Source organism: Veillonella sp. S13053-19 (assembly GCF_002959835.1).
GTDB lineage: Bacteria > Bacillota > Negativicutes > Veillonellales > Veillonellaceae > Veillonella > Veillonella rogosae.
In genome coordinates this window covers 105,124-116,903 of record NZ_PPDA01000004.1, presented here as the reverse complement: position 1 = coordinate 116,903, position 11,780 = coordinate 105,124, and the positions used below count along the sequence as shown (strand labels likewise).

Below are 11,780 nucleotides of genomic sequence, written 5' to 3'. Positions count from 1 at the left end.
AACTACTCTCTCTCCTAAACGGGATTTAATGAAATTAAGCTTTAAAGTAGCCTGCACGTTCATGAATCGTTTCATTTTCAATAATAGAAATACCATATTGTTGCCCCATAGTAGCTGTTACAAGCACCTTAGCTACATCAGCAGTTTTTACAGGCTCTTGACTCATTAATACACGTGCTTTATTAATGACCCCAAATACAGCACAACTAATACGTTCTACCAATTTAGGTTCTTCTCGAATCAAGGTAGCTGGACGAACAATAACAATCGCTTCAAATGGAAGTTCTAAGATGACCTCTTCCAATTGTCCTTTCATGGACATATAAAAGAATTTCGATTTTGGATTTGCCCCTAAAGAGGAGACTAATCCATATTTTTTTACTCCATTTTGAGCTGCAATGCGAGCCATTTCGTACTGGTAGGTATAATCGACTGTCCATTGTGCTTCTTTAGAACCTGCTTGTTTACGGTTTGTGCCCATAGCAGAGAATAAAATATCTCCTGTTACTAGGTGTGCCCATTCACGAGGTTCATCAAAATTAACGATATGAATGGTTACCTTTGGAGATGTATACGTAACTTGACGACGTACAAATACATGAATTTCTTGAATTTCATGATTGTCAAGCAATGATTCTACAATATGGCGACCGACTGCACCAGTAGCACCTAATACTAAAGCTTTCATACTTCACCTGTATCTCTTTCAGACTCTTCAGCAATAATTTCTTTTAACAGTTTAATTTCCTCTTTTGTTAATGGTCGTTCCAATAAATCGGGCCTCAATAATCGTGTCCGTTTTAAAGCTTCCTTTTGTCGCCACGTAGCAATATTTTTATGATGACCGCTACGCAATACATCAGGAACAACCCATCCTCTGAATTCTGGTGGCTTTGTATATTGAGGACATTCTAATAAAGGCTCATAAAAGGAATCCTCTTGTGCCCCACTAGCAGCCCCCAGTACGCCAGGAATCATGCGAGCTACTGCATCTGCTACAACCATAGCTGGCAACTCGCCACCAGTTAATACATAGTCCCCAATGGAAATCGTTTCATCTACTAAATGTTCCTCTACGCGATAATCTACGCCTTCATAATGACCACAAATGAGCACCAATTGATCGTACGTCGCTAGTTCACGAGCCTTTTCTTGTGTAAAAGGTTGACCTGTAGGTCCCATAAAAATAACACGACGTCGTATACTTTCACTGGGATTACCAATGAGGCTCATTTCATCACACATCTCATCTATAGAATAGGCGCTATTAATATCGCTATCATATTGAGCAATAACAGATTCTACCGCTTCAAAGATGGGAGGTGCCATCATAAGCATACCCGCACCACCACCATACGGCGTATCATCTACTTGACCATGTTTATTATGACTAAAGTCCCGAGGGTTAGTTACGCCCATAGATAAGCGTTCCGCTTCGATAGCCCGTTTTATGATGGAATGACTAAAAAAAGCATCAAAAAACTCAGGAAATAAAGATACGATATCGATACGCATAGACCGTCCTCTGTACTTATTAACTCACATAAACTCATTAGCATTATCTATATATAGCTATATTATATAACTTTTACCATAATATACCTATATTTAGATAAAATAAAACCGCCTAAAGGATTATATCCATTCAGGCGGATCTACGATCATCAATTTATTCTCCACATCGATGTCTTTAACGACCTCTTCAATGGCTGCAAATAATTGATCTGGTTCCCCATCTTTGGAAACCACATAGACATCATTAGCACCAGGTTGCAACACATCAGTAACCGTACCAAGCACGTTACCTTTAGTGTCTTGAACCTCAAGACCGATGATATCAAAAATGTAGTAGCGACCTTCTGGCAATTCTACCAAATCTTCACGACGGACTTGAATTGCTTTCTTACTGAATAATTCAGCCGTGTTACGATCAGGAATTTCCTTAAAGGATGCTAGTACAAATTGCTTATGAAATCGTGCGGATGCAACGTGGTATTCTTTACCATCGATGTAACAGGCATCCATATGCATAAACCGTTCTGGAAAATCGGTTTGAGGCATAATACGAAGATCACCCCGCACGCCGTGCGGGGCGATGATAACACCTATTGTGATGAAATCGTTATGTTTCATTATTGACGAAACGCAACGATTTTACCGTCTTCTAATAGGATTTCAGCGCCCATCATGGCATCCAAATCATCCCCGATTTTAACGGTAACTGTTTGCTCTAAAGTACCTTGAGGAATTTCAGTTCCCAAAGCTAAACCTTGAGCATCTTTCAATTTAGCTGTTACTTCTTCTTTGAAAGCCAAGCGTTTATTTTTTTCTTCGTCGATTTGTTGACGAATAGCAGTAAGACTTGTTGCATCAACTTTAGCCGCATCAGCCAAAATACGTTGGGCTTGGAACTCAATTGCTTCCAAATCTTTATTCACCATATCAAGGCGAGTTTCAAGATCGGATACAATTTTCGCTTTCAAGTCTTCTGTTACTTTTGCTTTTACTGCTACAGGGACACGTAATGTCATTTCTTCCATTGGAATACTCCCTTTTAGACAATATCAACAGATATCTTTTTGTTCTCTTTAATAGCCGCCGCTTTCACCACAGCGCGAATCGCCTTCGCAATTCGTCCTTGCTTTCCGATGACTTTGCCCATATCCTCTGGGGCTACGTGAAGTTCGTAAACCTCCATATTTCCCTTTTGGACCATGGTAACAGATACGGCATCAGGCTGCTTCACTAATGATTTCGCAATTAATGAAATTAATTCTATCATCACAGTATGCCTCTCTATTAATTACTTTTTAGCGTCAGCAAATTTTTGCATAACGCCTTGTTTTTTGAACAAGGAGCGAACAGTGTCAGTAGGCTGAGCACCTTTAGCTAACCAAGCCAAAGCTTTTTCTTCGTCTACATTAACGATAGCTGGTTGTTTAGTAGCATCATATTGACCAATAGTGTCAACAGGACGACCTTCACGTGGAGCACGTGCGTCAGCAACAACGATACGGTAGAAAGGAGCTTTTTTAGCACCTAAACGAGTCAAACGAATTTTTAACATGTGAAATTCACCTCCTTATACTGATGTGGGTGGACAGGTTCAGCGCCCCTGCCCATGTATTACATAAACGGTAATTTAGGCATTCCTGGGAAGCCGCCCTTACCGCCACGTAAACCTTGCATGCGCTTCATCATCTTCCGCGCTTCCTCAAATTGTTTCAACAAGCGATTTACATCTTGTACCTGAGTACCAGAACCTAATGCAATACGCTTGCGGCGAGAACCATTAAGAATATTTGGATTTTCTCGCTCTGCTGCCGTCATAGATGTAATGATGGCCTCAATGCGGCGCACCTCTTTACTGTTCAAATCAAGGTCTTTCAATTGATCCTTAATTTGTCCCATGCCTGGCAACATACCAATAATATTTTGTAATGGCCCTAACTTTCTCACCTGATTCATCTGTTTCAAGAAATCATCCAAGGTGAAATTGTTTTTCGCCATTTTCTTAGCCATTTCACGAGCTTCTTCTTCATCGATAGCGCCTTGAACATTTTCAATCAATGTTTTAAAGTCACCCAAGTCAAGAATACGAGAAGCCATGCGGTCTGGATAGAATACATCGAAACCATCCATTTTTTCGCTCACACCAGTGAACTTGATTGGCAAGCCTGTTACAGCTTTGATAGATAATGCAGCACCACCGCGCGCATCACCATCGAGTTTAGTAAGGATAACACCATCAACGCCTAATTTTTCATTAAACGTTTGTGCTGTTGTTACCGCATCTTGACCGATCATGGAGTCTACAACGAGTAGAATTTCATGAGGTCGAACAGCGGATTTAATATTGGATAACTCGTCCATGAGGACTTCGTCTATCGCCAAACGACCAGCTGTATCGATGATAACAACATCTTTCAACATATGCGTGCTTTGCTCTACGGCGCGACGCGCAATATCTACTGGATTAGCACCAGGTGTTTCATCAGCAAATACAGGGATATCGATTTGCTTACCTACAACTTGCAATTGAGTAATCGCAGCTGGACGATATACGTCGGCAGCTACGAGCATTGGATGCTTACCTTGTTTGCGAAGGTATACTGCCAATTTACCAGCTGTTGTAGTCTTACCAGCACCTTGCAAACCAACGAGCATAATAATCGTTGGAGGCTTGCTAGAAATCATGATACGGCTTTGTGTACCACCTAAGAGAGCGGTTAATTCGTCATTTACGATCTTAATAACCGTTTGGGCTGGATTCAAAGAACCGAACACCTCTTCGCCGAGGGCCTTTTCCTTGATGGACTTAACAAAGTCCTTCGCAACCATAAAGTTAACGTCCGCTTCTAAAAGTGCCGTACGTACTTGACGCAACGCAAGATTGACATCTTCTTCTGTAATTTTGCCCTTCCCTTTTAAGGATTGAAAGGCTTCTTGCAGTTTTTCTGACAAGCTATCAAATGCCATAATATCCCTCCATTTGCGCCAATACTTGTTGTACCTTACTTTCAGCTAACACCTCTTTAGGCAAGGTTTCTTTCAACTGTGAAAGCAGTCCTTCACGCTGTTCATATTGTGCTACCAAGTGTAATTTAGATTCGTAATCGTTTAAAATGTGTCGAGCACGCTGTAAATTATCATGTACAGCCTGCCGTGATACACCTAACTCCTCAGCAATCTCGCCAAGGGACATATCGTCTTCGTGGTGAAGTTGTAAGGACATGCGTTGCTTGTCCGTCAATAATGGCCCATAGAAATCTAAGAGCAAACTTATAAGTACTCGTTCTTCCATTTCGCCACCTCCATCACTGTCAAGTCATATTACTTTACATATACTACAGTATAAAAAAAGATGTGTCAAGTAGAAATACTTAACACACAATTATAGTCTTGTACTCAACTACTTTTATGTTCTTAAGATAATTACTTTAATGATAATAAATTTTATTTTTTACTTTTATATCTGTAATAAAGTGCTATAATATAGATATCTAATATTTTCAATATAAAGACAGGAGGTATTTTATGAATACCAAACAATATGACCTTATCGTTCTAGGTTTCGGCAAAGCCGGTAAAACATTAGCCGCTAAATTTGGCTCTATGGGTAAATCTGTAGCTATGATTGAAGAAAACCCACTTATGTATGGTGGCACATGTATTAATATTGCATGTATTCCAACTAAAACGATGATTATAGCCGCATCAAAAGGCTTATCTTACGATCAAGTATTAAACCAACGCGAGGTAGTTACATCTCGTTTACGCAATAAAAACTTCGCTATGTTAGACACTAATGAACATGTCGATGTATATACTGGCCATGGTGAATTCATTAGTAATAAAGAAATCGCCATTACAGCTGGGGAAGATAAAATTATCTTATGTGGTGAAACAATTATTATTAACACTGGTGCTGTATCTATTAAACCTAACATTGATGGCATTGACACAGCAACAGGCTTCTATAATAGCACAGAAATCCAACAATTATCCCCGCAACCAAGTACACTAGGCGTTATCGGTGCTGGTCCTATCGGCCTTGAATTTGCTAGCCTATATGCTAAATTAGGTACAAAGGTAACAGTATTTAATATTGAATCTGGTATCTTAAAACGGGAGGAACCGATCGTACAAGAATTAGCTAATGAGTACTTGACTGAGCAAGGTATTACTATTCTCAACGATGTAACATTAAACTCTGTATCTAATGATGGCAACAAACCTGTTATTACTGCAAATGGTCAAAACTATACGTTTGATGCCGTTTTATATGCTACAGGTCGCAAACCAAATACAGCTAACATCGGTTTAGAAAATACGGATATTACTACTAACGAACATTGCGCTATCGTAGTGAATGATACATGTGAAAGCTCCGTTCCTGGCGTATATGCAGTAGGCGATGTAAACGGTGGTCCTCAATTTACGTATATTTCTCTCGATGACTTCCGCATTGTATTTGGTGCACTTACAGGTAATGGCCAATACACATTAAAAGATCGCAAAAATATTCCTTACACAACATTCTTAACACCTCCACTCGCTCGTGTAGGTCTTACAGAAGAAGATGCTATCAACAAAGGCTATACCGTTAAATCTAAAGAAATGCTCGTAGCTACCATGCCAAGAGCTCATGTAAACGACTATTTAAAAGGCGCTTTTAAAATTGTAGTAAATGCAGATAACGATTTAATCCTTGGCGCTACACTTTATTCTCAAGGTGCTGAAGAGTTGATTAACCTCATTAAAATGGCTATGGATAACAACATTCCATATACATACTTCAAAAATCAAATCTTCACACATCCTACAATGGCAGAAAACTTAAACGACCTATGTAATTTTTAATCGTTTAACAGTCAATATAAACGCTAATTATAAAACAATAATTTAACAAAAAAGCCTTTAGACGCTAAAATAATATAGAGTCTAAAGGCTTTTTATGATTAGGCTACCACATAATAGCCATTAGTTTTTTGTAAATAATCTACGTACTACCTTTTGTAGTTTTGGTGTTAACACAATAGCTACAATGATACCAGCCGCACTGGTAATCAAGGAGTATTGGATTTTGCTAGCTGCTACAGCCGCGCTGTTAAGAACAAACCACCAAGCAATGAAGTAACCAAAGGCAGTCCAAATAGCACCGATGATGAGAGCTACTAAAATACGACCAAAAGATGCTGTCGGTTTATTGATAGATGGAGGCAAGTAGCCTGCTGTCATGCCACCTACGATGAGACCTGCAATACCTTTAATAAAGAAAGAGAATACAATGTATTGCGTATGTCCACCAAAAAGATCAAATAATGCGGAACCAATAGCCGCACCTAAACCACCATATAAACCACCGAATAGAATTGATGTCGTAAAGAGAGCAGCGGAACCTAAATGAACCATGGCCCCACCTGGTATTTCAATGCGAATCGTTGTTGCTACTGCACATAAGGCAGCAATAAAACCAATATATACAATATCGCGAGTCTTTAATTTCATAATAAACTCCTTCCCTTTTCTTAAGAACTATACCCAGTATATCAGATGATAAGTACTATAAAAATACCGAATTTATAGGAATTAATATATTAGCAATAAAAATGAAGAACTACAAAACAGCACCTATACCATTCTATAGGTGCTGTTCTATATTTTATCTCATATATAATTAGAGTTTAGCTCGTTTCAAGCGAAGGGAGTTACCCACAACTGTAACGGAACTGAATGCCATCGCTGTACCCGCAATCATTGGATTTAATGCACCGATGGCTGCAAGTGGAATACCAATACAGTTAAAGATCAACGCCCAGAACAGATTTTGTTTTATGTTGGTCATGGTCTTACGACTGAGGCGTACTGCTTGCACTAGGGTGTGTAAATCATTTCTTACAAGAACGATATCCGCCGCCTCTACAGCAATATCTGTACCACTGCCGATGGCAAAGCCAATATCTGCAGTTACAAGGGCAGGTGCATCATTGATACCATCGCCTACCATACCTACTACAAGACCTTTATCTTGTAATTCTTTTACCTTGCTAGCTTTATCTTGAGGCAAGACTTCTGCAATAACGTGAGTAATACCTGCTTGTTTAGCAATATATTGAGCCGTACGTCGATTATCACCGGTAAGCATCCACACATCAATACCTTGAGACTGTAATTCTTTTACAACCTCAATAGTTTCTGGACGCAATTCATCCTCTACAGCCCACAAAGCACTGATTATACCATCTACAGCTAACACAGAAACGGAAGCACCTTGTTCTTCAAAACGAAGAATATCGTCTTGAACCGCACTTAAATCGTAACCTAATTCAGTCATCCAACGGCTATGACCAAGCTGTACAGATACGCCTTGATAAGCACCTTGTAAACCTTTACCAGGCACATCACCAAAGCTTTCAAGTTCTACAGCTTTACCTTTATAACCACGATCTTCACCATAGTAGACCATAGCCTTAGCAATCGGATGTGATGTACCACTTTCAAGAGCCATCATAATAGACATATTTGTGCTTTCATCACCATTATAGTTTTTGAAAGCCGTCACATCTAGCACACCTTGTGTGAGGGTACCAGTTTTATCCATAACGATAGCATCAAGTTTTCCAGCTTTTTCAAGATATTCTGCACTCTTGATGAGAACACCATGTTCTGCACCTAGACCAGAGCCAACCATGATAGATGTTGGCGTTGCAAGACCAAGGGCACATGGACACGCAATAACGAGGACTGCTGTGGCATTAATGAGCGCCACATTGAGAGAATCGCCCATTACAAAGTACCAAACGAGACCTGTTAGAATAGCAAGGCCAATAACGATAGGAACGAAGTATTGTGCTACGATATCAGCAATACGTTGAATGCTCGCTTTAGAGGTTTGTGCCTCTTCTACAACCTTAATGATTTGGGACAGCATTGTATCGGAACCAATACGCTTCGCTTCCATCGTGAAAGCACCACTCAAGTTAATGGTCGCTCCAATTACCTCAGAGCCTACTTGTTTTTCTACAGGCAAGCTTTCACCAGTAAGCATAGCCTCATCTACTGTGGAATAGCCGTCAGTAATTGTACCATCCACTGGGATTTTTTCGCCTGCTCGAACTTGTAAAATATCGCCGGCTACTACTTTAGAAGTAGGAATATCTACAAACTCACCGTCACGCAACACATGAGCCGTTGCAGGTTGTAAAGCAATCAATTTTTGAAGTGCTTCAGAGGTACGCCCTTTTGCAATCTCTTCTAAGAGTTTACCAAGAAGGATAAAGGTAATGAGCCACGCAGAGGTTTCAAAGTAAATGCCATGAGGCCCTAGCTCAGGATGGAACTGCCAATTATAAATACTGAATAGATACGCTACTGTCGTACCCATTACTACGAGTACATCCATTGTAAGGGCACCATTTTTCACGGCACTCCACGCACTCTTATAAAACATGAGACCAGGTCCAAACTGAGCGATAGTAGCTAGAATAAACTCAACCCATACAGGCAATGCTTCAATACCAAATCGATGGAGGGTCATATTCACCATCATAGGCACAGCCATACAAGCTGCAACTATTAATCGGATAATATGAGGCTTTAAATTAACCTTTTCTATTTCCTGCTTTGTTTCATCCGCCTCTTCAGCACCAAAGCCGATATTTGTAATAGCCTCTATAATCTGTTGTGGTTCTACGCTAGAGCCCTCTTTATATTCAACGCTACCCTTTCGAGTCAAAAGATTTACCTTTACAGACTCTACACCATCGACTTTAGAAACAACATTTTCAACACGCTTTACACAGGCGGCACAATGCATACCTGTTATATCAAACTCTTGTTTCTTCTTACTCATAGTATCACTTCCTTCTAACCGTATATGTAAAGATATGTACACTTATAGAAATACAAGACATATGACCATAAACTTATAGTGTACATAGCTTGTATTAATAGTAGAGATTTTTATTAAGTTCTAACATTTAACATATGAACACATTTACATGAGTACACATTCATACATCTCTATTTAATAGTAACATAAATTCTCAATACGTCAATATCCTACTAAATTTAGAGGATTATTCCTTTTTTACAGGGGAATTAATATGTCCCTACCTATACACAACATTCATAAATAGATTATAATAAAGTGATGATGAATAAACATAAACTTTGATTCTAAAGGAGGTGAAAATATGCCTGAATCAATGAGTCCTACAGTAGAATTTACTTCGGTAGCGAAGGAATTCCGCCATGAATATATTGTTGATAAATCACGATTTATCACAACTATATACCCTTGTACAACTGAAGAAGAGGCGCAAGCCTTCATTGGCCGCATCAACAAAGAGTTTTGGGATGCCACTCATAACTGTACAGCCTATGCATTAGGTCCTAAGCAAGAACAACAACGATCTTCCGATAATGGCGAGCCATCTGGTACAGCTGGCAAGCCAATGTTAGAAGTGCTCAAGAAAACTGGAGTTACCAATGTGGCAGTTGTTGTAACTCGCTATTTTGGTGGTATCAAACTAGGTGCTGGTGGCTTGATTCGTGCATATTCACACTCCGTTGCGGAAACATTACGTCTTGCCCCTAAAGAACTACACACAACACGAACTCAACTACAAGCGACCATCGACTACTCACTATATGGCGCAGTAGAAAGATTTGTACAAGACAAAAAACTACATTATGAAGCAAATTTTGGTGAACATGTAACGGTAACAATCTTAGTCCCCCCTACTGATGTGGAAGGCATACAAAAAGAGCTCCAAGACATGAGTCATGGAGCTGCAGATTGTACAATATTAGATTCTATTGAAGTGGTACTACCGCTAGATGAATCATCTAACCAATAGACACTAGGCAATTAGTTGCCGTGGTTAACTAAACCTGTTACGCCTTGACTAAGTTCACGACGTTTTTCATTAGTCAACGGATGAGGCCACACGCGTTCAAGTTGTTTTTTACGACTTAAACCAGTATTATGTGCAGTCATTAATCTACGTGCTTCCCAGTTACGAATTGCTTTGCTTAATGTTCTTTTTACCACGCCCATAGTAGTACCCACTTTCTTAATTGCCGTTATTATATCAAAAATTGTGATAAGGATAGAAAGTTTACTTCATATATAATTAACTCACTATTTCCTTGTTGAGTATAGTATATATACCATTTTATAAAATGTGAAATGACGGTTACTTAGTTCGTTATAATTTTTATTTATCTTATTTTGTGTATAATAGGGAGATTCCATGGATACATCTTACTACCACAATTTTATTACCCTCGTTCAAACGGGCAATATGACGCAGGCCGCAGAGATTCTTCATATTACACAACCAGCGTTAAGCAAGCAGTTGAAATATTTAGAGGCTGAATTTGGAGCCCAGTTAATCAATATCAAACGCGGGCAACGAGGATCCAACTTACAATTAACAGATGCTGGTAAAATCTTCTATGAAAAGGCACAACAGCTTTGCTCTATTGAAGAATCTACCTATAATGCTGTACAACAATTGAACTCTCGCATTGAAGGTACCTTGCGTATTGCAACCTCTGCTTCTCGTTCAACCCCGATTGTACAGCAATATTTACCAGCCTTTTCTATGAAATATCCGTCTGTTCACTTTGAGATTTACGAAGGTCTCATGACAAATGTAGTAAATCAACTCATCAACGGCAGTGCTGAATTAGGTATTGCTAACATTCAGATGGTAGACACTGATAAATTTGATATTCTTCTTACCCAAGAAGAACATTTATATGCTATCTTCCGTCGTGATGTATTCTGGACAGATCGTGAACATGATACCATCACTTGGGAAGACATAAAAAAATGTCCTCTATCCCTCTCTGGTGGTTCCGTACGTATGATTATGCAATCTAGCTTAACAGACATGGAGCAACTCAATGCAGTGGCTATAACTACTACTAAAAGCTCCGCTATTGAATGGGCTTCTTCTGGCCGCACTGTATCATTAGTTCCAATGGATGCAAAAGAATTGATCAACCATCGTAAGATGGTCCGCATCAAATTGCCAGAATTCTCAGGGGACTTTAAAAAAGCCTTTATCACTCTTAAAGGACATGCTTTATCTCCTGTAGCACAGCAATTTATCGATTTCTACAAAGCTTATGTCTAATCAAGAATAAGCAAAACGATTACCACAATATGACGTTAACAAAGCATACTACTGTAGCGGCTATAAATATAGCCTTCAGTAGAATACATAAGAAAAGACCTAGTACAATATGTACTAGGTCTTTTCGCA

The 11,780-nt window shown here is 39.3% G+C and carries 14 protein-coding genes; 3 read left to right on the top strand and 11 right to left on the bottom strand.

What is annotated here, in order from left to right; translation table 11 throughout:
* Nucleotides 1–34: 34 nt before the first annotated feature.
* The 8 genes from VEHSUH06_RS01710 to ylxM form a co-directional block, all read right to left on the bottom strand.
* Nucleotides 35–688 carry an NAD(P)H-binding protein gene (locus tag VEHSUH06_RS01710; protein WP_105097529.1) on the bottom strand — a complete coding sequence of 218 codons (654 nt, stop codon included), beginning with the start codon at nucleotides 686–688 and terminating at the stop codon, nucleotides 35–37.
* Entirely contained in the window at nucleotides 685–1,515 is an 831-nt protein-coding gene (gene trmD, locus VEHSUH06_RS01705; RefSeq protein WP_105097528.1) for a tRNA (guanosine(37)-N1)-methyltransferase TrmD, read from the bottom strand. Before trmD ends, VEHSUH06_RS01710 begins: the two co-directional genes overlap by 4 nt.
* 120 nt (nucleotides 1,516–1,635) lie before the next feature.
* Complete coding sequence (gene rimM, locus VEHSUH06_RS01700; RefSeq protein WP_005387340.1) at nucleotides 1,636–2,133, bottom strand: ribosome maturation factor RimM; 498 nt, start codon at nucleotides 2,131–2,133, stop codon at nucleotides 1,636–1,638.
* Nucleotides 2,133–2,540, bottom strand: a complete 408-nt coding sequence (locus VEHSUH06_RS01695; RefSeq protein ID WP_005387339.1) for a YlqD family protein — start codon at nucleotides 2,538–2,540, stop codon at nucleotides 2,133–2,135. Before VEHSUH06_RS01695 ends, rimM begins: the two co-directional genes overlap by 1 nt.
* A gap of 14 nt (nucleotides 2,541–2,554) precedes the next feature.
* The gene (locus VEHSUH06_RS01690) at nucleotides 2,555–2,782 is read right to left on the bottom strand and encodes a KH domain-containing protein (protein WP_009352618.1); all 228 of its coding nucleotides are present in this window, start codon (nucleotides 2,780–2,782) and stop codon (nucleotides 2,555–2,557) included.
* Between the two features lie 21 nt (nucleotides 2,783–2,803).
* A complete protein-coding gene (gene rpsP / locus VEHSUH06_RS01685) occupies nucleotides 2,804–3,067 on the bottom strand; it encodes a 30S ribosomal protein S16 (protein WP_004695565.1) in 264 nt (87 codons plus the stop codon).
* A gap of 59 nt (nucleotides 3,068–3,126) precedes the next feature.
* Nucleotides 3,127–4,479 carry a signal recognition particle protein gene (ffh, locus tag VEHSUH06_RS01680; protein WP_105081321.1) on the bottom strand — a complete coding sequence of 451 codons (1,353 nt, stop codon included), beginning with the start codon at nucleotides 4,477–4,479 and terminating at the stop codon, nucleotides 3,127–3,129.
* A complete protein-coding gene (gene ylxM / locus VEHSUH06_RS01675; protein ID WP_005387334.1) occupies nucleotides 4,469–4,804 on the bottom strand; it encodes a YlxM family DNA-binding protein in 336 nt (111 codons plus the stop codon). The genes ffh and ylxM overlap by 11 nt, the downstream gene beginning before the upstream one ends.
* Nucleotides 4,805–5,037: 233 nt before the next feature.
* Here ylxM and VEHSUH06_RS01670 point away from each other — a divergent pair, with 233 nt between their 5' ends.
* Nucleotides 5,038–6,363 (top strand): FAD-containing oxidoreductase, encoded by a 1,326-nt coding sequence (locus VEHSUH06_RS01670; RefSeq protein WP_105097527.1) that lies wholly within the window; start codon nucleotides 5,038–5,040, stop codon nucleotides 6,361–6,363.
* A 120-nt stretch (nucleotides 6,364–6,483) separates the two neighbouring features.
* Here VEHSUH06_RS01670 and VEHSUH06_RS01665 read toward each other — a convergent pair whose 3' ends face one another.
* Together VEHSUH06_RS01665 and VEHSUH06_RS01660 are read right to left on the bottom strand one after the other, a co-directional pair.
* Nucleotides 6,484–7,011, bottom strand: coding sequence for an ECF transporter S component (locus VEHSUH06_RS01665; protein ID WP_054748453.1), 528 nt, complete (start codon nucleotides 7,009–7,011; stop codon nucleotides 6,484–6,486).
* Between the two features lie 169 nt (nucleotides 7,012–7,180).
* The gene (locus VEHSUH06_RS01660) at nucleotides 7,181–9,355 is read right to left on the bottom strand and encodes a cation-translocating P-type ATPase (protein ID WP_105097526.1); all 2,175 of its coding nucleotides are present in this window, start codon (nucleotides 9,353–9,355) and stop codon (nucleotides 7,181–7,183) included.
* Nucleotides 9,356–9,698: 343 nt separating this feature from the next.
* Between VEHSUH06_RS01660 and VEHSUH06_RS01655 the strand changes: the two genes are divergently transcribed.
* Nucleotides 9,699–10,364: a YigZ family protein gene (locus VEHSUH06_RS01655; protein WP_009352689.1), complete on the top strand. Its 666-nt coding sequence runs from the start codon at nucleotides 9,699–9,701 to the stop codon at nucleotides 10,362–10,364.
* Between the two features lie 11 nt (nucleotides 10,365–10,375).
* Here VEHSUH06_RS01655 and VEHSUH06_RS01650 read toward each other — a convergent pair whose 3' ends face one another.
* A complete protein-coding gene (locus VEHSUH06_RS01650; RefSeq protein WP_009352671.1) occupies nucleotides 10,376–10,564 on the bottom strand; it encodes a hypothetical protein in 189 nt (62 codons plus the stop codon).
* Between the two features lie 196 nt (nucleotides 10,565–10,760).
* Between VEHSUH06_RS01650 and VEHSUH06_RS01645 the strand changes: the two genes are divergently transcribed.
* Complete coding sequence (locus VEHSUH06_RS01645; RefSeq protein WP_009352647.1) at nucleotides 10,761–11,651, top strand: LysR family transcriptional regulator; 891 nt, start codon at nucleotides 10,761–10,763, stop codon at nucleotides 11,649–11,651.
* Nucleotides 11,652–11,780: the final 129 nt, after the last annotated feature.

What these genes read in the sequence shown, in the direction of transcription:
- VEHSUH06_RS01655 (WP_009352689.1), top strand. Translation starts at nt 9,699, where the DNA reads ATGCCTGAATCAATGAGTCCTACAGTAGAATTTACTTCGGTAGCGAAG.
- VEHSUH06_RS01660 (WP_105097526.1), bottom strand. Translation starts at nt 9,355, where the DNA reads ATGAGTAAGAAGAAACAAGAGTTTGATATAACAGGTATGCATTGTGCC.
- rimM (WP_005387340.1), bottom strand. Translation starts at nt 2,133, where the DNA reads ATGAAACATAACGATTTCATCACAATAGGTGTTATCATCGCCCCGCAC.
- VEHSUH06_RS01690 (WP_009352618.1), bottom strand. Translation starts at nt 2,782, where the DNA reads ATGATAGAATTAATTTCATTAATTGCGAAATCATTAGTGAAGCAGCCT.
- VEHSUH06_RS01710 (WP_105097529.1), bottom strand. Translation starts at nt 688, where the DNA reads ATGAAAGCTTTAGTATTAGGTGCTACTGGTGCAGTCGGTCGCCATATT.
- VEHSUH06_RS01670 (WP_105097527.1), top strand. Translation starts at nt 5,038, where the DNA reads ATGAATACCAAACAATATGACCTTATCGTTCTAGGTTTCGGCAAAGCC.
- VEHSUH06_RS01665 (WP_054748453.1), bottom strand. Translation starts at nt 7,011, where the DNA reads ATGAAATTAAAGACTCGCGATATTGTATATATTGGTTTTATTGCTGCC.
- rpsP (WP_004695565.1), bottom strand. Translation starts at nt 3,067, where the DNA reads ATGTTAAAAATTCGTTTGACTCGTTTAGGTGCTAAAAAAGCTCCTTTC.
- VEHSUH06_RS01650 (WP_009352671.1), bottom strand. Translation starts at nt 10,564, where the DNA reads ATGGGCGTGGTAAAAAGAACATTAAGCAAAGCAATTCGTAACTGGGAA.
- trmD (WP_105097528.1), bottom strand. Translation starts at nt 1,515, where the DNA reads ATGCGTATCGATATCGTATCTTTATTTCCTGAGTTTTTTGATGCTTTT.
- VEHSUH06_RS01695 (WP_005387339.1), bottom strand. Translation starts at nt 2,540, where the DNA reads ATGGAAGAAATGACATTACGTGTCCCTGTAGCAGTAAAAGCAAAAGTA.
- VEHSUH06_RS01645 (WP_009352647.1), top strand. Translation starts at nt 10,761, where the DNA reads ATGGATACATCTTACTACCACAATTTTATTACCCTCGTTCAAACGGGC.
- ffh (WP_105081321.1), bottom strand. Translation starts at nt 4,479, where the DNA reads ATGGCATTTGATAGCTTGTCAGAAAAACTGCAAGAAGCCTTTCAATCC.
- ylxM (WP_005387334.1), bottom strand. Translation starts at nt 4,804, where the DNA reads ATGGAAGAACGAGTACTTATAAGTTTGCTCTTAGATTTCTATGGGCCA.